This window comes from Streptomyces profundus (genome assembly GCF_020740535.1).
Taxonomy (GTDB): Bacteria; Actinomycetota; Actinomycetes; order Streptomycetales; family Streptomycetaceae; genus Streptomyces; species Streptomyces profundus.
The window spans coordinates 4,958,228-4,978,241 of the sequence record NZ_CP082362.1; the positions used below are offsets into that span (position 1 = coordinate 4,958,228).

At 70.4% G+C, this 20,014-nt stretch carries 23 protein-coding genes and 1 tRNA gene; 16 read left to right on the forward strand and 8 right to left on the reverse strand.

The window, feature by feature from the left end; translation table 11 throughout:
* Positions 1-377 precede the first annotated feature (377 nt).
* The 6 genes from K4G22_RS21865 to K4G22_RS21890 all read right to left on the reverse strand — a co-directional run bounded on the left by K4G22_RS21865 (position 378) and on the right by K4G22_RS21890 (position 3,759).
* A complete protein-coding gene (locus K4G22_RS21865) occupies positions 378-1,211 on the reverse strand; it encodes a helix-turn-helix domain-containing protein (RefSeq protein WP_228082038.1) in 834 nt (277 codons plus the stop codon).
* Positions 1,208-1,720, reverse strand: coding sequence for a DUF6879 family protein (locus tag K4G22_RS21870; RefSeq protein WP_228082039.1), 513 nt, complete (start codon positions 1,718-1,720; stop codon positions 1,208-1,210). Before K4G22_RS21870 ends, K4G22_RS21865 begins: the two co-directional genes overlap by 4 nt.
* The gene (locus K4G22_RS21875; RefSeq protein WP_228082040.1) at positions 1,704-1,913 is read right to left on the reverse strand and encodes a hypothetical protein; all 210 of its coding nucleotides are present in this window, start codon (positions 1,911-1,913) and stop codon (positions 1,704-1,706) included. Before K4G22_RS21875 ends, K4G22_RS21870 begins: the two co-directional genes overlap by 17 nt.
* Before the next feature lie 546 nt (positions 1,914-2,459).
* Positions 2,460-2,663: a DUF397 domain-containing protein gene (locus K4G22_RS21880; protein WP_228082041.1), complete on the reverse strand. Its 204-nt coding sequence runs from the start codon at positions 2,661-2,663 to the stop codon at positions 2,460-2,462.
* A 65-nt stretch (positions 2,664-2,728) separates the two neighbouring features.
* Positions 2,729-2,932 (reverse strand): DUF397 domain-containing protein, encoded by a 204-nt coding sequence (locus tag K4G22_RS21885; RefSeq protein ID WP_228082042.1) that lies wholly within the window; start codon positions 2,930-2,932, stop codon positions 2,729-2,731.
* Complete coding sequence (locus K4G22_RS21890; protein WP_228082043.1) at positions 2,929-3,759, reverse strand: helix-turn-helix domain-containing protein; 831 nt, start codon at positions 3,757-3,759, stop codon at positions 2,929-2,931. The genes K4G22_RS21885 and K4G22_RS21890 overlap by 4 nt, the downstream gene beginning before the upstream one ends.
* 188 nt (positions 3,760-3,947) lie before the next feature.
* Between K4G22_RS21890 and K4G22_RS21895 the strand changes: the two genes are divergently transcribed.
* The 4 genes from K4G22_RS21895 to K4G22_RS21910 are packed head-to-tail and all read left to right on the forward strand — an operon-like array spanning position 3,948 to position 5,619.
* On the forward strand, positions 3,948-4,373 hold the full coding sequence (locus tag K4G22_RS21895; protein ID WP_228082044.1) for an ATP-binding protein: 426 nt from the start codon (positions 3,948-3,950) through the stop codon (positions 4,371-4,373).
* Positions 4,370-4,777, forward strand: a complete 408-nt coding sequence (locus tag K4G22_RS21900) for a hypothetical protein (RefSeq protein ID WP_228082045.1) — start codon at positions 4,370-4,372, stop codon at positions 4,775-4,777. The genes K4G22_RS21895 and K4G22_RS21900 overlap by 4 nt, the downstream gene beginning before the upstream one ends.
* Complete coding sequence (locus K4G22_RS21905) at positions 4,774-5,127, forward strand: DUF7848 domain-containing protein (RefSeq protein ID WP_228082046.1); 354 nt, start codon at positions 4,774-4,776, stop codon at positions 5,125-5,127. The genes K4G22_RS21900 and K4G22_RS21905 overlap by 4 nt, the downstream gene beginning before the upstream one ends.
* A gap of 33 nt (positions 5,128-5,160) precedes the next feature.
* Complete coding sequence (locus K4G22_RS21910) at positions 5,161-5,619, forward strand: NUDIX hydrolase (protein WP_228082047.1); 459 nt, start codon at positions 5,161-5,163, stop codon at positions 5,617-5,619.
* Between the two features lie 459 nt (positions 5,620-6,078).
* On the opposite strand, the gene K4G22_RS21915 is transcribed toward K4G22_RS21910, so the two are convergent.
* Positions 6,079-8,148 carry a hypothetical protein gene (locus K4G22_RS21915; protein WP_228082048.1) on the reverse strand — a complete coding sequence of 690 codons (2,070 nt, stop codon included), beginning with the start codon at positions 8,146-8,148 and terminating at the stop codon, positions 6,079-6,081.
* 411 nt (positions 8,149-8,559) lie between these two features.
* On the opposite strand from K4G22_RS21915, the gene proB reads away from it, so the two are divergent.
* From proB to K4G22_RS21940, 5 genes are all read left to right on the forward strand, one after another.
* Positions 8,560-9,678: a glutamate 5-kinase gene (gene proB, locus K4G22_RS21920; RefSeq protein WP_228082049.1), complete on the forward strand. Its 1,119-nt coding sequence runs from the start codon at positions 8,560-8,562 to the stop codon at positions 9,676-9,678.
* Positions 9,679-9,869: 191 nt separating this feature from the next.
* On the forward strand, positions 9,870-10,310 hold the full coding sequence (locus tag K4G22_RS21925) for a hypothetical protein (protein WP_228082050.1): 441 nt from the start codon (positions 9,870-9,872) through the stop codon (positions 10,308-10,310).
* A gap of 85 nt (positions 10,311-10,395) precedes the next feature.
* Positions 10,396-11,682, forward strand: coding sequence for a glutamate-5-semialdehyde dehydrogenase (locus K4G22_RS21930; protein WP_228082051.1), 1,287 nt, complete (start codon positions 10,396-10,398; stop codon positions 11,680-11,682).
* Between the two features lie 50 nt (positions 11,683-11,732).
* Positions 11,733-12,641, forward strand: a complete 909-nt coding sequence (locus K4G22_RS21935) for an SCO2584 family spore wall biosynthesis protein (protein WP_322785124.1) — start codon at positions 11,733-11,735, stop codon at positions 12,639-12,641.
* Between the two features lie 81 nt (positions 12,642-12,722).
* Positions 12,723-13,811, forward strand: coding sequence for an SCO2583 family membrane protein (locus K4G22_RS21940; RefSeq protein ID WP_228082052.1), 1,089 nt, complete (start codon positions 12,723-12,725; stop codon positions 13,809-13,811).
* Between the two features lie 40 nt (positions 13,812-13,851).
* Here K4G22_RS21940 and K4G22_RS21945 read toward each other — a convergent pair whose 3' ends face one another.
* Positions 13,852-14,991, reverse strand: coding sequence for a M48 family metallopeptidase (locus K4G22_RS21945; protein ID WP_228082053.1), 1,140 nt, complete (start codon positions 14,989-14,991; stop codon positions 13,852-13,854).
* Positions 14,992-15,129: 138 nt separating this feature from the next.
* On the opposite strand from K4G22_RS21945, the gene K4G22_RS21950 reads away from it, so the two are divergent.
* The 7 genes from K4G22_RS21950 (at position 15,130) to K4G22_RS21980 (ending at position 19,965) form a co-directional block, all read left to right on the forward strand.
* Positions 15,130-15,312: a hypothetical protein gene (locus K4G22_RS21950; RefSeq protein ID WP_228082054.1), complete on the forward strand. Its 183-nt coding sequence runs from the start codon at positions 15,130-15,132 to the stop codon at positions 15,310-15,312.
* An 11-nt stretch (positions 15,313-15,323) separates the two neighbouring features.
* Positions 15,324-15,935 carry a nicotinate-nucleotide adenylyltransferase gene (gene nadD, locus K4G22_RS21955; RefSeq protein WP_228082055.1) on the forward strand — a complete coding sequence of 204 codons (612 nt, stop codon included), beginning with the start codon at positions 15,324-15,326 and terminating at the stop codon, positions 15,933-15,935.
* A 35-nt stretch (positions 15,936-15,970) separates the two neighbouring features.
* Complete coding sequence (locus K4G22_RS21960; RefSeq protein WP_228082056.1) at positions 15,971-17,791, forward strand: LCP family protein; 1,821 nt, start codon at positions 15,971-15,973, stop codon at positions 17,789-17,791.
* A 128-nt stretch (positions 17,792-17,919) separates the two neighbouring features.
* Positions 17,920-18,423: a ribosome silencing factor gene (gene rsfS / locus K4G22_RS21965; protein ID WP_228082057.1), complete on the forward strand. Its 504-nt coding sequence runs from the start codon at positions 17,920-17,922 to the stop codon at positions 18,421-18,423.
* A gap of 20 nt (positions 18,424-18,443) precedes the next feature.
* Entirely contained in the window at positions 18,444-19,064 is a 621-nt protein-coding gene (locus tag K4G22_RS21970) for a histidine phosphatase family protein (protein ID WP_265590272.1), read from the forward strand.
* Between the two features lie 496 nt (positions 19,065-19,560).
* The gene (locus tag K4G22_RS21975) at positions 19,561-19,794 is read left to right on the forward strand and encodes a hypothetical protein (protein ID WP_049575784.1); all 234 of its coding nucleotides are present in this window, start codon (positions 19,561-19,563) and stop codon (positions 19,792-19,794) included.
* 98 nt (positions 19,795-19,892) lie between these two features.
* A tRNA-Ala gene (locus tag K4G22_RS21980) sits at positions 19,893-19,965 on the forward strand.
* The last annotated feature ends 49 nt before the right edge of the window (positions 19,966-20,014 follow it).

Below are 20,014 nucleotides of genomic sequence, written 5' to 3' on the forward strand. Positions count from 1 at the left end.
TGGCTGGCTAGCGGACTTCGGCTCGTGGGGGAGCTGAACCGCAGAGTTCCCAGGTAGAGAACGGGGCCGAGGCGAGGGCATCTTCCGGTGCCCTCATCGTGTTCAGGAAGCGTTCGCCGACCAGGCGCGCGGGGGCCATCGATGCCGGCCGCCTCGAAATTGCGCCAAAGCGGAACCGGTCTCAGGCGATCGGCAGATCCGAACGTTTCGGTTTACTCATCCGCCGACAGTTCATGCTGCGTATCGGTGTAGTCGCACACGGAGTCATGCACTCGCTGTCCCGGTTTCTCGTTTCGTCCCGCTTGGTCGCCGCCATGAGGAAATCATTGCCCCAGGAAGTGGCGTCTGTGTGTTTCTTTCCCGTCATGGACTAAAGATCATGAACGGCAAGCTGCGGACCACTCCGCCAACAGGGCCCGCGCGTCGTCCCCGAACAACGCATAACTCTCCAGTGTGGAGAACAGCTCCAGGTGCATTTCGATGTCTCTCGGGTCTTTCAGGATCACGATACCGGTCGTGTTCTCGACAGTGGCCAGCGTGTTGTCGTAGACGGTGAAGGTGTCCATCGGAGCTATGAGCTTGTGTCCGGAGATTGGGATCACGCCGAGCCTCACATTCTCAAGGTGAGTCAATGAGGCCAACCGGTCAATCTGCATAGCCATCGCAGCCGGGGGTAGGAGCGGCCATCTCACGGCCTGCTCAGTCAAGATGAAGGTAAACCGCTTCTTCGTGTCGTAAAGAACCTCTTGCCGCTCCAGTTTCCTCGCGACCGTCTTGGTGACATCGGCCGGGGAATGGGCGAGGCTGGCCCGGATGTACTCGTGTGTGGAAAGCAGTCCGGTAATCATCGAAAGCAGGAAGAAGCGGAACTCCGTACACGAGGATTCAAGGGCGGCAAGTTCGGTTTGCTTCTTCTCCAGGCCCCTACGCCGCAGCGAACGCAGGTCTTGCCATTCGGTGTTGGCCAGTCTCGCGAGGGCTACGGCCTCCTCGATGACTTCGGGCGGAGCCACGACGGCTCGGAGGATTCTCTCCAGATCCAGCAGGCTCGGTTGGGCTTTCCCGTTCTCGATTCGGCTGATCTTCGATTGGGACATATTGCAACGTCGAGCGAGCCGGTCCCCAGTGAGACCGGCTCGCTTGCGTAGTTCTTTCAGCAGGGCCGCCAGTTCCTGTTTCTGCTGGCCCAACTGCTCAGGGTCGAACGTCACCAGTTTGCGTACTCCAGGAATGAAACCGACTCGGTTACGGCGATCCGCTTCCACTGTCGATACTGCTCTGGGTCGCCGTCATACAGTTCACGGCTTATCTGTGTGCCATCCGCTCGGTAGTTCATGAGGACCACCTTGGAGTCATCGAACATCCAGAAATCCTGATGCGGAAGTCCCGGATTCTCCCGGTCAGTGAGATCGAGGATGCGGATATTTTCGCCCGCCTTCACGTGATGGCGATAGTAGTACTCGAATTCGAACCGGAGATAGTCCGAGAGCGGACGGGTCACTACATGCACCCTGCCGACGCTCTTTCCTTCCGAAGTCCATTGCCTAACCTCGGCCATCCAGGCCGAGGTGTAATCGTCGGGAGACTTTTCCCCGGCGAGAAACTTATTCAGTTTCTCGGCTTCCTGGGGCATGGCGTAGATGGGCAGCGTTTCCAGCCGCCACGCCTCACGCTCCATGGAATCGAAGCAGTCGTTCCATGCGTCACCATCCAAGTGCATGGAATGCCTCCCTGAGAACCGCCTCCGGGATCTCCACGAGCCCCTCGCCGGCGGGCGGGGTGAAGGCGCCGGACACGTCTCCCTGCACCACGAATGATCCGGTTGCAGTGCGATACACGTTCGGGCAGTCCTTCTCTCCGCACTCGCCGTTTCCGTTACCCGTGAGCCGCGTGAGTGCCGAACGTTCGGACATGCCAAACCCCCTCGCTCTGGCCCGGTCGGGCCGCCTACCCAACGAAAGTAGAGGGGGACGTGCTTCACGTCTATGCATGAAAGCAACTATGCGTGTCCTTGCATAAACACGTTCCCGGCCATGTAGTGCGAGCCGCGACTGGGCGGGTGCGGTTGTCGTGTGACGGGTCGGGGGTTGGCGGGTGTGGGGTGGTGGCGCGGCAGCGGTGGGCGGTTTACGTGGCGGGTTGTCGCCCGGGTTTCCGTGGCGTGCGGATGGCTGTGTGAGGGCTGGCTGGGAGGGGGAGGTCGTGGGGCGGGGTGGGGTATTGCCGTCGACGGGGTGGTCGGGTGGTTGGGGTGGGCGCCGGACGGGCGCGGGGAGGTGTTGTCTTCTCGGGACGGTATGCCGGTGGGGGTTCGGGTTGCGCGCACCCTGCTGCGCAGGGCCTCTCGCGGTGCCGCGCCTGTTTGAATCCGCACCGTTTCGTCGGGCTGCCGTCGGCGGGGATGGGAACGGCCCACGCCGCAGGGGCGTGGGCCGGGTTGGGGGTCGTCGGGGGTGGGGTCAGTGCTTGAGGTGGTTGATGAAGGTCGTCCAGGTGGGGGTGGGGAGGACGAGTGCGGGGCCGGGGTTCTTGCTGTCGCGGATGGGGATCGCGCCGGGGTAGCCGTCGGCGACCTCGACGCACTCCCCGTTGCCCGCGCTCCTGAGGGGTTTGCGCCAGGTGGCGTGGGCGAGGTCCCTGGCCTGGCTCGGTTCGCTGTTCATAGCTCCGACATCCTGTTCTTGACGATGCCGGCGTCTCGGAGACGCCGGCATCCTCGCTCAGTGGGTCAGTGCTTGAGGTGGTCGACGAAGGTCGTCCAGGCGTGCGTCGGGAGGACGAGTGCGGGGCCCGGGTTCTTGCTGTCGCGGACGGGGACCGCGCCGGGGAAGCCGTCGGCGACCTCGACGCACTCCCCGTTGCCCTGACTCCGGAGAGGCTTGCGCCAGGTGGCGTGGGCCAGGTCGATGGCCTGGCCCGTTCCGCTGTTCATAGCTCGGACATCCTGTTCTTGATCAGTGCCAGCGTCTGGGGGATGCTGGCCGCGTTGGCTCGCAGGTTGTCGAACAGCAACTCGTAGCGCTCGCTGTCGCGGACATACGGATCGCTGTTGGACTCGACATACACCACGTCCGGATCCTCCTGATGTTCGAACTGGAGGATGACGAACGGCCCTACCAGTGTCCCCGGATGGGCACCGTTGGAGAAGGGGATCACCTGGAGCAGGATGTTGGGTCGCTCGCACAGCTCCAGCAGCCGGCCGAGCTGCTCCTTCATCACCTGGGGCCCGCCCACCACCCGGGCGATCGCCGACTCGTCGATCACGGCCCGAATCTGCACAGGACTGGCCAGTTTGAGCAACTCCTGGCGCTGCAACCGCACATCGTGGCGCTGTTCGGCCGTGTCATCGCTCATCCCGGGCACGGTGGAGCGGTTGACCGCCTCGGCATAGCGGCTGGTCTGGAAGAGGCCGGGGATGACGGGCTGGTAGGTCAGGATGGTCTTGGCCTCCGCTTCGAGGCCGATATAGGTCGAGTACGGGATATCGGTGTAGAGCTGCCACCAGCCCTTCTTCCGTGCCTCCTTGGCCAGCTTGATCAGCTTCTCCCGTTCTTCCCCGTGCACCTCGAAGAGGTCGAGGAACGCGGTCACATCCGCCAGGGTGGGCGCCCAGCGCCCCGTCTCCGTGCGGGACATCTTCGAGGCGGTCCACTTCAACTTCCGGGCCACCTCGGCTGACTTGAGGTTGGCGTTCTCGCGGAGTCGCCTCAGCTCTTGTCCCAGTCGGCGGCGTCGGACCACCGGGCTCGCAGTCGTCATGTCGGCAGTGTGCGCCATGAGCTGACACCCTGTCGACTCCCACTGCAATTTCACTCTGAGGTGGTATTGCGTTTCAGGTGCCCCCGGGCCATTCTGTCTCACGACGCGGAGCGCTCGCACGGTTACGGGGCGTTCGCCTCGTCTGCCCACCCATATGCGCGTCTCGCGCGGGCCCCGGGAGGTGTCCAGTGATCATCATCCCTCATCTCACCGCCGAACAGGGCGTCTACACCTGGGAGTTAACGGCTCGGGTGCGGGATGTCGAGCGCTGGCGGGCGGTCGCGGCGGTCGTTGTGCAGCGGCTCGGCGGTGACGCTGAGGCAGTGGAGCTGGCGCGGCTTGGCGTGAGCGAGTTGCTCTGCAATGTCGCCAAGCATGTGGCACACGACCCCCGTTGCAGGCTGGAAATCACTCGTGCGAGTGAAATTGTCTGCGTCTCCGTGGACGACCACTCGCCCCAGGAGCCCATCGCCGTTGCTGTCGACTGGAGTTCGGAGTCCGGGCGGGGCCTCTGGCTGCTGGGCGAGCTGGTCCAGGAGTGGGGCTTCTCCCGTCGGGGAGAGGGGAAGTCCGTCTGGCTCCGCTTCCCGATCGCGAGCCGGGGCGCACGGTGAGCGGGCCGGCCGGGGCGCCCGTCGACTGGGAGTTCCTGCTCCCGGCGCCGGGGCGGAGGGAGGACAACACATGGGTGTTCGGGCCCTGTTGGTTCTTCTGCGGGCACCAGATCACGGGCGTGCTCTGGATCGGGTGCGTCACCAGCGTGGGGGCCAACGCCCCGCTCTACGCGTGCGGTCCATGCCTGGAGCAACTCCACGCCATGGCCTGGGACTTCGCGGAGGCCGCCCTGGCGGCGCCGACGGACGGGAACGGGCGGGCGTCGCCGCTCTACCGGCCGGTGACGGCGACGGACAACCCGCCCGCCACCGGGCGACGTCGTCGGGTGGCGCGCACCGCGTTCGGGGCCCGGCTGGCGCAAGCGACACCAACCTGTGAGACGGAGAGGGAGGATCCGGGGTGACCGAGATCGTCAAGGGCGCGGACTGGGTGCTGACGGAGGAGCGTGGGCCCGGGGTGCCGGAGGGTATCTACGGCGCGGAGTGCATGACGTGCGAGGCCAGGTCCCCGCTCTTCGACGACGATCCACTTCCGATAGCGGTCTGGAGCATTCACCACACACAGGATGAACCGGGACACACGCTCTTTCTCGCCCGCACGGAGCGGCACTGGCGGGTCGTGGCCCGCCCCGATCCGCCGGCCCCGCCGCCCGCGAACGGTGGGGGCGGAGTCGCAGGGCCGGTGTTCGTCGGGTTGATGTGCCTGCTCACCGCCCTGGCCGGGCTGCTGCCCGGACTCCAGCTGGCCAACTGACCTGTCAAACCAGCCAATCGATCAAGGGAAGTCATGCGTACGACGATTGTCCGCTCCAGCCTGCCCATCTCCTTCCATATCCTGGCCACCACCCAGACCAACCATGTGCTGATGGTGCGCGGCACGCACGAGGGAGTCGACGACGGCTGGGTGCTGCCTCACGGACAGCTCCCCGACGGACGCTGCATGATCCTCACCGCCCGCGAACTCCTCATGGACGCCACCGGCTGTGATCGCGCCCTGTCCGAGGTCCTCGCCTTCGCGCCCACCACCGACGACAACGGTCACCTCAACGGGCTCGCCTATGTCCTGAACGGTGGGGTCCTCCCCGATGTGCCGTCCCACGCGCCCAAGGACGGGGCGAGTTGGGTGCCCATGCGGGAGCTGCACGAGCCGCCGGCCCTCTACCAGTACGCCATCGTCGCCGCCGGGCAGCGACGCATGCTTCCCCTCCTCGTCAACGGCGACCGCCCGGAGGCCACCTTCTGTTGAGCCGCCGCACAGGGGCCGGCGCCCCGCCGTTCCCAAGTCGCCCCACCCTGGCGGCGGTCGGGGCAAGCGACGGCGTGGCGCCGCGAGAGGCCCTGCGGAGCAGGGTGCGCGCCTCGCGAACCCCCACCGGCGGGCCGTCCCAAGACCAGAAAAAGTCCCCGCGCCCACCCGGCGCCATCCCAGCCACTCGACCACCCGTCGACGGCGAACCCCGCCCACCCCGCGACCTCCCCTTCCCAGCCAGCCCTTCACAGTCATCCGCCCCCAACGGAAACCCGGCCGATCACCCGCCACGTAGGCCGCTCACCGCTGCCGCACCCCACACCCCCGACACGTCACACGACAACCACACCCGCCCCGACCGGACGCCGCCGCGACGACGCCCCACCCCGGCGGTGGTCAGGGCCAGCGACGGCGTGGCACCGCGAGGGGGTTGCCGGCGCAGCGCATGCGTCCCGCTCAGCGCACGCGTCGCGCGGTGGCCTTGGCGTGCAGGGCGTCGACCGCTTGTTGGAAGCGGGTCTGGGGCGGGGGGTCGGTGGGGCCGAGGAGGAAGGCGCGCAGGTCGTGCCGGGCCTTGGCGAGGCGGTCGCGGCGTGGGGCGACGACGGAGGCGAGCAGTTCGGGCAGTTCCCGCGCGTCGGGGCTGAGCACGGTCGCCGCGCGGACCGTGGGGTTGGCGGCGCGGAACTCCGCCTCGTCGAGGCCGCTGGTGTTGACCACCGCGTAGGGCTTGACCCCCGCCAGGTAGTCGGCGACCACGCTGGAGACGTCGGAGATCAACAGGTCGACCTGGTTGAAGCAACTGTAGAGGTCCGGGCGTGGCCCGGTCAGCACGAGGTGGCCCTCCGGCGGCTGGGCCGCCCAGAACGCGGCTCGCCAGGCGCGGGCCGCCGCCGCCACGGCCTCCGTGCGCCCGGGTTCCGGAGCTGACTGCCACATCATCCGTTCCAGGTCGTCGCAGGCCAGACGGCCGCCGCCGGCGGCCGTCAGCTCGTCCAACCGCGCGGTGCGCTTGGCCAGTTCGCGGGTGGTCTGGTCCTGGTGCGGCGCGCGCGTCGCGGCCAGCGCGCCGCGTTCCGCGACGGGCCCGCCGGCGCGGCGCAGCAGCGCCACCCCGCGCCGGTCGGGGTCGGGCGCGGCGGCGCTCGCGGCGCGGTGCGTCTCCGCGGCCCGGACCAGCGCCCTGATCCTGGCGTCGGCGACGCCCGCTCTCGGGTCGACGGAGCCCGTCATCGGGTGCGGTTTGTAGAGGAGCCGGACGCGCCGGTCGGCCAGCAGGGCGCGGACCAGCGCTTCCCCGGCGAGCAGGACTGAGGTGTTGCCGGGGTCGTCCGTCCAGCCCTCCCAGGTGGGGGCGTAGAGCACGGAGATGGGGCCCTCGGCGGGCGGCGGCCCGGTGTAGGCGTGGATCGGGGCGAGCTGGGGGCGGCCGACCTCGACGACGTCCCGGTCGTCGACGCCGACGTCGGCCAGCGCGTAGCGCTCCCGGGCGGCTGGCCCGGCGACCCACACCTGGTCGTAGACCTTGGCGTAGGGGTTGCAGCTGGAGAGCTTGTCGCTCTCGCCGTGGTTGACGAAGGCGTGCTTGATGGTGGGGATGCGCAGCACCTGGGACGTCTTGGGGGCGTTGGCCGGGTGGATCAGCACCCTGAGCGTGGAGTGTTCCAGGCGCATCAGGTGGACCACCTTGGGCAGGCAGACGATGGGCAGTTCGGTGGGTGCCAGCTGCTGGACCATGGGCCGCTCCCGCAGCACCACCACGGCGTTGTTCGAGAGCGCGGCCATGGTGGAGAGCCACATGTTGGCCTGGTAGGCGGTGCCGGAGCCGCCGGAGAAGTAGAGCCCGACCTCGGGCCGGTAGCTGTCCAACCAGCCCTGGAACCAGGTGAGTACCTCCTCCTCGCCCGGTGGGCGCCTGGCGGGCAGCAGCCAGCTGGCCAGGCGCAGCGCGCCGCCGAGGAAGAGCAGCAGCGAGGTGCCGACGCCGAGCAGCCCCCAGGCGGCCTGCTCGGTGGCGACCGTGGCCAGCATGCCCGCCGTGCCCGGCACCGCGAAGAGCGGCATCCGGCGGTGGGCGCCGGTCAGCAGCCGGGGTGGCGCGGGGGTGAGCCGCAGCCCCGAGGTGTCGATGTTGCGGGTGAGGACGGGCAGGGTGCGGGAGCGGCGCACCAGCACCGCCACGGCCCGGGTGAGGAAGTGCGCGGCGTAGGACGCCAACAGCCCGGCGACCAGCAGCAGCCGGACGGCCGTCGACACCTCGGCGAGGTGCGCGAGGCCCAGCACGATCAGCAGGTCGCGGAGGAGTTGCCGCACGGTCTCGTCGCAGCGCACCCGGGCCAGCGGCACCAGGGTGCTGGGCCACCACTGGCGGAGCGCCAGGTCGAGGGCGAGGCCGGCGCCGCCGGCCAGGCACAGCAGGGGCCCGTTGGGGAGTTGGGCGCCCACCAGCTGAGCGCAGAAAAGCAGCAGCAGCGCGCCAAGGGCGAGTCCTTGGACGCCACGGCGCAGCGTCGGTCCAGCAGCCACAGGAAGTCAGCTCCGGTTCGGGGCGTGGGTGAGGAGGGGAGGGCGGATGCCCTGGCCTACGGAACGATGCGTCTACCGCACGGAGCACAGGGGGTTGCCCGAAAGCAGGCGGATTTCACCCTTCCGGGTGGTGGGGCGAGGGCGCCTGGCGCGAAACAGCCGGGCACCGCCTCGGCGCGGTGGCATAGATTACGGTCGGCGGGCCGGCCCACTCCGTGGTTCTGCCCCACGATGGAAACCCCAGCTCGGAAGGGTCCGGGCGGGGGCGGGCAGGGGGTCGACGGCGACCGAGGTGTCCGGGAGCGCGCTCAGGCGCCCTCGCGCCGGGCCGGGGATATCCGCCGGCGGGGTGTCGGCCGGGACGGCGGACGCACCGGGAAACGCGCGGACCAACGCAAACGGGAAGGTGCCATGACAGCGGCACGGCAGGACGTCTCCGACGCCCGCAGGATCGTCGTCAAGATCGGCTCATCCTCGCTGACCACAGCGGCTGGTGGGCTTGATGCCGACCGGGTGGACGCACTGGTCGATGTGCTGGTGAAACAGGACGGGAGGCAGATCGTACTGGTTTCCTCGGGCGCCATCGCCGCCGGTCTCGCGCCGCTCGGGCTGGTCGGCAGGCCACGGGACCTGGCGCGTCAGCAGGCCGCGGCCAGCGTGGGCCAGGGGCTGCTGCTGGCGCGCTACACCTCCTCGTTCGCCCGTTACGGCCGCCGCGTCGGGCAGGTGTTGCTCACCACGGCGGACACCAGCAGGCGCGCGCACTACCGGAACGCCTACCGCACCCTTGAGCAACTGTTCGCGATGGGCGCCGTGCCGGTGGTCAACGAGAACGACACGGTGGCGACGGACGAGATCCGGTTCGGCGACAACGACCGGTTGGCCGCGCTGGTCGCGCATCTGGTGCGGGCGGATCTGCTGGTGCTGCTCTCCGATGTCGACGGCCTCTACGACGGCGATCCCGCGCTGGCGGGGAGCCGCCGGCTCGATGTGGTGGGTGGGCCCGCCGATCTGGCGGGCGTGCGGGTGGGCAAGGCGGGGAAGGCCGGGGTCGGCACCGGCGGCATGGTGACCAAGGTGGAGGCCGCCGCCATCGCCACCCAGGCCGGCATCCCCGTGGTGCTGACCTCGGCCGGCGAGGTCGGGGCCGCGCTGGCCGGCGCCTCCACCGGCACCTACTTCCGGCCGACGGGGCGGCGTTCCACCAACCGGCTGCTGTGGTTGGCGCACGCCTCGGAGCCGTCGGGGGCCGTGGTGCTGGACGCGGGCGCGGTCACCGCGATCACCGAGCGCGGCAGCTCGCTGCTGCCGGCCGGAATCGTCGCCGTGCGCGGCGAGTTCGTGGCCGGCGAGCCGATCGAGCTGCGGGACGAGTCGGGCCGCGCGGTGGCCCGTGGGCTGGTCAACTTCGACTCCAGGGAGCTGCCCAGGCTGCTCGGACGTTCCACCAAGGAACTGGCGCGCGACTTGGGGCCGGCCTATGAAAGAGAGGTCGTCCATCGCGATGACCTGGTGCTGTTGCGGGCATAAGCACGTTGAGGGGGCCGTATACGTGAGGCTTGTCCGGCCGGTGCCGGATCTGTGAAAGACCAGCCTTTCCACCGAAGGTTCGGGGAAAAGCGCCCGCTCACCCGGGGGTAGCTGGTCCACTCGTGCCTGGTGCCCAGCCGGCACCCGACCGCACAACCAGCACGACTTCGCACCATGTCAGGAGGCTGTCGGTGAGACGACTGGCCAGCGTCGAAGGAGGCCGGCCGGCCCGCGAACGGGGCAGCGCCCCCGCGCGCACGGAGCACCCACGGGGAGATGTCGAGGACCAGCCGGCCCGGCTGTGGCACATCACCCTGAGCGTGGCCGGCCGCGCGGTTCCGCTGTCCGATGTGCGGCGCGCGCTGGAACGGCTGGCGGACGACCATCCGTTCCTGTTGACCAGCCGCTACGCGGAGGACCACGCGGAGATCAGATACTGGGAGGAGGCCAGGGATCTGCATGACGCCGCCGCCGTCGCGCTGCGGCTGTGGGGAGAGCACCGGCGCACCGCCAAGCTGCCGCCCTGGGAGATCGTCGGGCTTGAGGTGATCGGCCGGGAGACGTACCACCAGCGGATCTCGGAGGGCTATGGGCCGCCGCCCGCGCACCCCATGGGCGTGCATCCTTTCTGAGCGCCGGCCCCGGGCGCCGGCCGCCCGGTGTTCGCATCGTGGCCGGCCGGTGTCAGGGCCGCGGGGCGGTGGCTACGATGCCGACATGAGCAGCTCAGGACCCACCGCCCAGGAGTCTCAGGTCATCGCCACCGCGCGCCGCGCCAGGGAGGCCGCGGCGCTGCTGGCGCCACTGCCGCGCACCGCGCGGGACGCCGCGCTCGACGCGGTGGCCGACGCGCTGACGGCCAGGTCGGCCGAGGTGATCGAGGCCAACGAGCGGGATGTGGCGCGCGCCCGCTCCGCCGGCACCCCGGACGGCATCGTGGACCGGCTGACCCTGACCGAGCAGCGGATCGCCGCCATCGCCGCCGATGTGCGGGATGTGGTGAGGCTGCCCGATCCGGTGGGCGAGGTGGTGCGCGGTTCGACCCTCCCGAACGGCCTGGAGCTGCGCCAGGTCCGGGTGCCGCTCGGCGTGGTGGGGATCATCTACGAGGCCCGCCCCAATGTCACGGTGGACGCGGCGGCGCTCTGCCTGAAGTCGGGCAACGCGGTGCTGCTGCGCGGTTCGTCCTCCGCCTACGCCTCCAACACGGCGCTCGTCGCGGTGGTGCGGGACGCGCTGGTGGGCGCCGGCCTGCCGGCCGACGCGGTGCAGCTGGTGCCGGGGGAGAGCCGGGATTCGGTGCGCGAGCTGATGACGGCGCGCGGCCTGGTGGATGTGCTGATCCCGCGCGGCGGCGCCTCGTTGATCCAGACCGTGGTCAGCGAGTCGACGGTGCCGGTGATCGAGACGGGCACCGGCAACTGCCACGTCTATGTGGACGCGTCGGCCGATCTCGACATGGCCGTGGAGATCCTGGTCAACTCCAAGGCGCAGCGCCCCAGCGTCTGCAACGCGGCCGAGACGGTGCTGGTGCACGCGGACGTCGCCGGCGCGTTCCTGCCCAGGGCGCTGGCCGCGCTGACCAGCGCGGGGGTGACGGTGCACGGGGACGAGGCGTGGCGCAAGGCCGGCGCCGAGGCGGGCATCGAGGTGGCGGCGGCCACCGACGAGGACTGGTCCTTGGAGTATCTGAGCTATGACATCGCCGCCGCCGTGGTGCCCGATCTGGACGCGGCCGTGGCGCATGTCCGCCGTTGGACCTCGGGCCACACGGAGGCCATCGTCACCCGGGACACCGCGGCGGCCCGCCGCTTCGTCTCCCGGATGGACTCGGCCGCCGTGATGGTGAACGCCTCCACCCGGTTCACGGACGGCGCCCAGTTCGGCTTCGGCGCGGAGATCGGCATCTCCACCCAGAAGCTGCACGCGCGGGGCCCGATGGGGCTCCCGGAACTCACCTCAACCACCTATGTGGTGACGGGGGACGGTCACACCAGAGGGTGAATTCCTCGCGGGCCTCCCCGAGTCGCCGTCTTCCGCCTACGCTGGGAGACGTGCCGGACGACGTGGGAGGCCCGCCGTTCCCGGACGGTGACGGGCCCGACAGCCAGAACTCGGGGGCCGCCGAAGAGGCGTTCGCCGCCGTGGTGCTCGACGAGGACTTCGTCGCCTCGGCGGCGATCCACGAGCCCAGTGCCGCCGAGCGGATGCGCCTCGCCGGCGTCGAGCCATCCGACGCCGAGCCATCCGAGGCCATGGACGAGGGCATCTCGTTCTACCGCGACCCGGATCTGGATCCGGGCGGCCTGGACGGCCTGCCCGTGCGCGGGTCGACGGATGTCGAGGGCTTCGGCCCGCTGGACGACCCGGATCTGTTGGACGAACTCGACGACCTCGACGGGCTCGACGACCTCGACGCGCTGGACGACCTCCACGAACTCCACGCGCTGGATGTGCTGGACGCGCTGGACGAGGCGAACGGCCTGGAGCGGCTCACCCCCTCGGATCCGCTGGACGAGCTGGACGATCCGGACGATCCGGATGACGAGGGCCGCTTCGACCGCTCCGACTACACCCGTTACCTGCCGGGGGAGGCCGAGTCCTCGCCGGGGCTCCTCGCGCTGCCCCCGCCGCCGGGCGAGCCGCCCTCCGAGCGCGGCGCGGCCCGCGGCCAGGACGCCCGCCGTCCGCGCCCGCCACGCGGGCCCGGGCGGCGGCCCCTGACCTGGCAGCGGTCGGTGGCCTGCCTGCTGGCCATGATGATGAGCCTGAGCGTCATCGCCCTGACCCTGATAGCGATCCAACGTGCCGGAGGCTCCCGCGATCCCTCGCCGGCGCCGACGGTCCCGGCCAGCACCCCCGACGGTCTGGCGGGCGATCCCGGGGACAGCGGGGATGTGCCCGGTCAGACGGTCGCCGACGCGGAGTTCGCCGACACGGACGTGCTCGGCGAGGGCCCCTGAGTGCCGGTCGTTGCGGGGACGTGGCCAAATCGCCACCGGCGGGGGCTTTTGGCGCCTTCCCCGGCAACCTAGGCTGGATGGGTGGCCGGGCAAGCAGATCCTCCCGAAGGAGTTCCCGAAGGAGTTCCCGGAGGTGCTTCGGGAGCGGGGGACGAGGAGTACCGATCGATCGTCTTCGACGAGTCGTTCGTCAACGCTGCCCGCCTCCAGGAGTTCTCCGCCGACGAGCGGCTCACGGATCACACGGTCGCCGTCCGGGACCGCGAGCCCGAGCCCGGCCTCGCCCTGGTCCGCGCGGTGCCCAAGCAGGGGCTCGCGCTGGCGATGATCATCCTGCTCGCCTTCGCGGCGGCGATCTACCTCGGCGCCAACAACCCCTACCAGTCGCCCCGTTCGCTGGCCTCGGGACGTCCGGCCGGCCATGCGGTGGCCCTGGTGCCGGACGGCGAGGTGCCGGGCGAGATCGATGTGGAGGAGCTCTTCGGCACCGGCCCGGTCCGCGAGTTCGGCGTCGGCGCCGGCGGTCTCGACCTGCCTGACCCGCACTCGACGGAGCACTTCTCGCGCGAACAGGTGCTGACCGCCCTCACCCTGGCCAAGGAGTACCTGACCGCCAGCGCCCTCAACCCGGACGTTCTGGTCGGCGGCGTCTACGGCGATGTGCGCCAGCTGCTGGGGGAGGAGCAGCAGCGGCAGTTCGACCAGGCGCTGGGGGGCGATGCCGGCCCGTCCTGGGCCACCGACTGGCTGGTGCGCTTCGACGACGAGCGGGTGGAGATGGCCGATCCGCATGTGCGGGTCAGCGGCGTCTTCACCTTCGGTGAGGCCACCGAGGACGTGCTGGAGATAGCCGGCCGGCATGTCTTCGTCTACGCCCTGCGCGCGCCGGGCGAGCTGGGTCCCGCCTCGCTGTTCGGGGTGCAGCGCGAGGTGCGCTTCCTGTTCGGCAAGGAGGAGCTGCGGGATCGCACCGTGGTCCTCAGACAGGCGGACACGCTGGCCGGGCCCATGGCCTGCGAGGTGGATCTCTCGCTGGAGTTCCACCCCCTGTTGGCGGGCGAGTCGGCGCCCCAGCAGGTCAGCGCCGGGATCGACCTGCTGGCGCTGGACGCCGACCGCCCGGTGCTGTGCGGGGCCCTCACCCCGGGCGAGCTGACCGTCGACCGCTGACGTCAGCCCGTCGGGCCCGGGCCCCGCCCTGTCCCGACTCCTATCCCGACTCCTGGCCCGCGCCGTTCGCCCCGCCGTTGCCGCCGTTGCCGCCGTTGCCGCGGCCCGTCGCGAAGTCGCGGAGCCGGCCGCCGAGGTCGCTCGCGCCGCCGGCGACATCGTTGACCAGCTTGAAGAGTGGGTCCTTGCTGGTGCGCACGGTGCGCGCGTAGTGGCTCGCCGACTCCCGCATCGACGAGCTGACGGAGGCGTCCCCGTCCTCGTCGCGGCGCGGGTAGTGGCCGTCCATGACCCGCTGGTAGTCGCGGGTCTTCGACCAGTCGTGCAGCTCGGCGGCGCGCACGGCGGCGAACGGGTGCGTGCGGGGCAGCACGTTGAGGATCTTCAGCACGGAGTCACGCAGATCGCCGCCGGCCTCGTACTCCCTGGCCTGGTCGAGGAACGCCTCCACGTTCATCTCGTGGAGATGGTCCCCGCCGGCCAGCTTCATCAGGCCGCGCATGGACGCCTCGGGGTCCTGGCCGACCAGCAACCCGGCCCGGTCGGCGGAGAGTTCGGACTTGCGGAACCACTCGCGCAGCGCCGTCACGATGGCCGCGATCGCCACGTTCCCCAGCGGTATCCAGGCCACCCGGACGGCCAGGTTGGTGAGGAAGAGCAGCAGCGTGCGGTAGACCGCGTGGCCGGAGAGGGCGTGCCCCACCTCGTGGCCGATGACGGCCCGCATCTCCCGCTCGTCGTCGAGGAGTTCGACCAGGCCGGTGGTGAGCACGATGATCGGCTGGTCGAGGCCGATGCACATCGCGTTGGGCTTGGGATCCTGGGTGACGTACAGCGGCGGCACCCGCTCCATGTCCAGGATCGCGCAGGTGTCCAGCAGCATCTCGTGCAGATACGCGAACTGCCGCTCGTCCACCCGCACCGAGTCGGAGAGGAAGAGCAGCCGTAGGCTCCGCTCCGGCAGCATTCCGCTGAGCGCCTTGAACACCGTGTCAAAACCGGTCAGTTTGCGAAGCGCGACCAACGCCGAACGATCGGCGGGGTGTTCATAGGCGCGCGAGGATATGCCGGGAAAACGTCGGCGTCCGTCCGCCGGCCTGGTCTTCGCCAGCTCGACCCCCGCCGGCTCGCCGGGTACGGCCTCCCCCGGGCTCTCGGCGCCATCCGTGTTGTCCGTCATTTCGGGACCCCCTCCGTCCGTGATGCGGCTACTGTCCCACCCTGGCCGCACGGACGGGTGGGGGCAAGAGGCTCCGGCCACCTCGTCCGCTTACCATGACCCTACGTCCCAGCGTCCCGTTCCCGGATAGGCCGTCGTATGACCCAGTTCACCGCCTTCACCTCCCTCGCCCCCTCGTCGCCGGCCGTCGATGCCGTGCTGCCGTTGGCCTCCGAGTCAGGCGCGCACGACAGCCTGAACGCCTACGCCATCGGCGGGGGCGCCCTGGCCGCCCTGCTGTTGCTCCTCTGGATCACCACCCGGCTCAACCGCGACCGTTAGGGTCATCCGTCATGCGAGACCGGATAGCCGAAGGCAGGCGGCGCCTCGGGGTCATGGGCGGGACGTTCGACCCGATCCACCACGGCCACCTGGTCGCCGCCAGCGAGGTGGCCGCCCGCTTCGACCTCGACGAGGTCGTCTTCGTACCGACAGGGCAGCCCTGGCAGAAGGGCCACCGGTTGGTCTCGCCGGCCGAGGACCGCTATCTGATGACGGTCATCGCCACGGCGTCCAACCCGCAGTTCTCGGTCAGCCGGATCGACATCGACCGGGGCGGCAAGACGTACACCATCGACACGCTGCGCGAGCTGCGTGCCCAGTACGCCGACGCCGACCTGTTCTTCATCACCGGGGCCGACGCGCTGGGGCAGATCCTGGGCTGGCGTGACGCCCCCGAGCTGTTCTCGCTGGCGCACTTCATCGGCGTGACCAGGCCGGGGCATGTGCTGGCCGACCCCGGGCTGCCGCAGGGCGGCGTCTCGCTGATCGAGGTGCCGGCCCTGGCCATCTCGTCCACCGACTGCCGGGCACGGGTGGCCCGTGGCGACCCCGTCTGGTATCTGGTGCCCGACGGCGTGGTGCGCTACATCAACAAGCGCGCCCTGTACCGGGACCCGCCGTAACCCACCCGCTGACAACGGACCGAAGGGCGGCACTGGTGAACGACCGACAGCAGCCGTACGGGCAGATCTACGGCTATGACGAGTACGGGCGCCCGCTCTACCAGCCCCTGCCCGAACAGCCGCACGGTCACGAGGGAGTTCAGGGGGTCCCGGGAGGCCACGAGGGCTATCGGGCCCAGCCAGCCGACGGCTACGCCGGCTATCCGGGGCAGGGGGCGACGGGGTACCAGGAGGGCGGGGCGGCCGGCTACCCGGGGCACCCCGGATACGAGGGGTACGACGGATACGAGGGCTATCAGGGCCACCAGGGGTACCAGGGCTATGACTCCCAGGCCGGCTACCAGCCCGTCGCCGACCACGACACCGGCCAGCAGGCGCCGGTGCCGCCGCAGCCCCACGGCTACGACCAGCGGGGATATCAGGCGGACTACGGCGGCTACCAGCCCGTCGCGGAGTACGACACGGGGCAGCAGGCGCCCGTGCCGCCGGTCGTCGCCCCGCCCGAGCCGGCCACGTTCGAGCCCGCGATCCCCGAGCCGGTGCCGCCCCTCGTCGAGGAGGCCGTTGTACCCGAGCAGCGGCGGCCAGCCACCAAGGGCGACGATCGCGACGACTACCAGACGGAACAGTTCTCCTTCGTCGAAGAGCCCGACGAGGATTCCGAGGACGTCATCGACTGGATGAAGTTCAGCGAGAGCCGCACCGAGCGCCGCGAGGAGGCGAAGCGGCGGGGGCGCGGGCGGCGCCGGCTGCTGGTCGTCACGCTGGTGCTGGCGCTGGTCGGCGGGCTCGGCTTCCTGTGGGCCACCGACCGGATCCCTGGGCTCGCGGGGGAGGAGGAGGTCGCCGCCCCCGAGGCGCGGAGCCGCGATGTGATCGTGGTCCACCTGCGGCAGGTGGACTCGCCCGAGACCGCGACCGCGCTGCTGGTCGCCGACGAGTCGGCCGGCACCGGCGCCACGCTGCTGCTGCCCAACAACCTCTCCGTCACCGCCGACAGCGGCAGCACCACCCTGGGACAGGCCGTCGTCGACGAGAGCGCGGGATCGGTGCGGGACGCGCTCAGCGGTCTGCTGGGCGCCGACATCAAGGGCACCTGGCGGCTGGGCACGCCCTATCTCTCCAACCTGGTGGATCTGGTCAGCGGGATCACCGTCAGCACCGACGTCGAGGTGCCGAGTCCCGACGAGGACGAGGGCCCGCTGGTCGAGGCCGGCGAGGACGTCTCGCTCAACGGCCCGGCGGCCGTCGCCTACGCCACCTACCGGGCGCCTGACGAAGCCGAGTCGGCGCAGCTCAACCGCTTCGGGCAGGTGATGCAGGCGGTGCTCGAACGGCTGCCGGACAGCGAGTCGGCCGCCGTCACCACGATGGAGACGCTGCGGCAGATCCAGGACCCGTCGCTGTCGGAGCAGGAGCTCGGCCTCAGCCTGGCCCGGCTGGCGGCCTTCGCCTCGGCCGGCGACTACCTGACCAGCGAGCTGCCCGTGGAGGACGACGGCACCATCAGCGACGCGACCGCCGACGGCGTGGTGCACGAGGTGCTGGGCGGATCCGTCAGCAACGCCGACCCCGGCGCCACGGCGCGGATCGGCATCAGGGACGGGAGCGGCGTCGAGGGCGCGGGCGAGGCGGCCAGGATCACGTTGATCAACGGTGGCCTGACGGTGGTGGACAGCCGCGCGACGGACGAGTCGGCCGCCGAGTCCCAGGTGCTCTACTCGGTGCCCGAACACCGGGAGACCGCGATCGACGCGGCCAGAACCCTGGGCCTGCCCGAGGAAGTGGTCACCGAGGGTGACGGGCCGGGAACCGCCGATGTGACCATCGTCCTGGGCGAGGACTATGGGAGGTGACTGTCAGTGGGGCATGAGACCCTGGGATCCCAGGGTCGGGCCGGGAGCAGGACATCGCCCGCGGCAGCGCGGGCGGTGGGAGCCGCCGGCGGAGGCGACCCCTTGAGACCGAGGAGACTGCCGTACCTGTGACCGCCACGGACCGCGCCACGGAGCTGATCAGCGCCGCCGCCCAGGCCGCCGCCGACAAGCTGGCGCACGACATCATCGCCTACGACGTCAGCGACGTCCTGGCCATCACCGACGCCTTCCTGTTGGCGTCCGCCCCCAACGACCGCCAGGTCAAGGCCATCGTGGACGGGATCGAGGAGCGGCTGCGCGAGCTGGACGCCAAGCCGGTCCGCCGCGAGGGCGAGCGGGACGGCCGCTGGGTCCTGCTCGACTACGTGGACATCGTGGTGCACGTCCAGCACTCCGAGGAGCGCGTCTTCTACGCCCTGGAGCGGCTCTGGAAGGACTGCCCCGAGCTGCCGCTCCCGGAGGACGCGCTGGCCACGCGCGGCCGGGGCGCGGCCGACGCCGCCGAGGCGGACGGCCCGGTGGACGGCCCCCTGGACGGCCCCCTGGACGGCTCGGTGAACGGCTTGGCGAACGGCGCGGCGAACGGCTCGCTGGGCGGTGAGTCCCACTGAACCGCGCTGACCGCCGGCGGATCGTGCTCTGGCGGCACGGTCAGACGCCGTGGAACGTCGAGAACCGCTTCCAGGGCACCCTGGACATCGAGCTGACGGAGGCGGGCGTCGCCCAGGCGCGCCGCGCGGCCCAGCTGTTGGCGCGCCTCAACCCGGACGCCATCATCTCCTCCGACCTGCGCCGCACGGCGGCCACGGCCGCCGAGCTGGCCGCGGTCACCGGTCTTTCGGTCTCCTATGACGCGGGTCTTCGGGAGTCCTTCGCCGGGGACTGGCAGGGCCTGACGCATCCGGAGATCGAGGCCCGCTTCGGCGAGCAGTACGCGGCGTGGAAGCGCGGCGAGCCGGTGCGGCGCGGCGGTGGCGAGCTGGAGACGGAGGTCGCCGACCGGGCGGCGCCCGTGGTGGAGCGCGCGGTGGAGAAGGTTCCGCCCGGCGGCCTGCTGGTCGTGGTCAGCCACGGCGGCACGATCAGGACCACCATCGGGCGGCTGCTCGGCCTGGTGCCGAGCAGTTGGGAGGCGCTTGGCAGCGTCTCCAACTGCTCCTGGTCCGTCGTCGGCCAGGGCGTGCGCGGCTGGCGGCTGCTGGAGCACAACGCGGGCTCCCTGCCCGAGCCCGTCATCGGCGACGACGTCTAGGGCCCACTCACCCGCATCGCGGCCAACTCGGCGCCGGCTCGGGACGGTTCTCGGCCGAGGCCCTCCTCGGCCCCTTCGCCGCCAGCAGCCGCGGCTGCCTCTCCCGCGGCGGGAGCGGCCAGTTCACCGCGCGACGTCCCGCGCCGACCTCCCCACCACCGACAGCCGGCCGCGGTTGACCACCGCCGGCTCCCCGTCCCCGCCGCCCGGCGCGCGCGCCCGGCCTCGGGACGAGCCGGCCGGCACGGGTGAAGTGCCGGCGACCGGGCGTGGAATCCGCGCGGAAGGGTAGTCGGACGGACGGCGACATCGTGCGGCCGTGGGTCTCGATCCCGTCTCCTCTTGGCCGAGGCGGGATCAAGCGGCTTATCGGAAAGCCCATGACATGGCAGAATCGTGGACACGCCGGGCAGCGGACGCTCCGGCGTGTCACCCGGTGGCGACGGAGGGGTATGCCTCGTGTGCACGGCCCACAACCGAGGGTGGAGCTGATCACATGGGTGCACACAGCAGGAAGTGCGATTGGTGCGGTGCCGGCACCCCCATCGTGCGCGATCTCCAGCCGGTCAATGTCGCGTATCAGTACTGGTGTGTGGAGTGTGCCAGGGCGTTGATCATCAAGGGCGACCCCATCGAGGTCTACCGCGAGCTGGAGGGCGAGCCGATCTATGGCCGCCTCCTCGACGAGCACTGCGCGCTCAAGCGGTTCTACTCCTTCGCGAGCGTCTGACCTGCGACCCCTGGGCCACCGCCCCGATTTGGCATTCGACCCCGGTTCCTGTGTAAAGTAGGGATCACCGCGAGGGGGAAACCCCGGCGGGCGAGCAAGGGGCTATAGCTCAGTTGGTAGAGCGCTTGCATGGCATGCAAGAGGTCAGGAGTTCAATTCTCCTTAGCTCCACAGCATCGAAGGGCCGCTTCCCGGCAGGGAGGTGGCCCTTCGGCGTTGG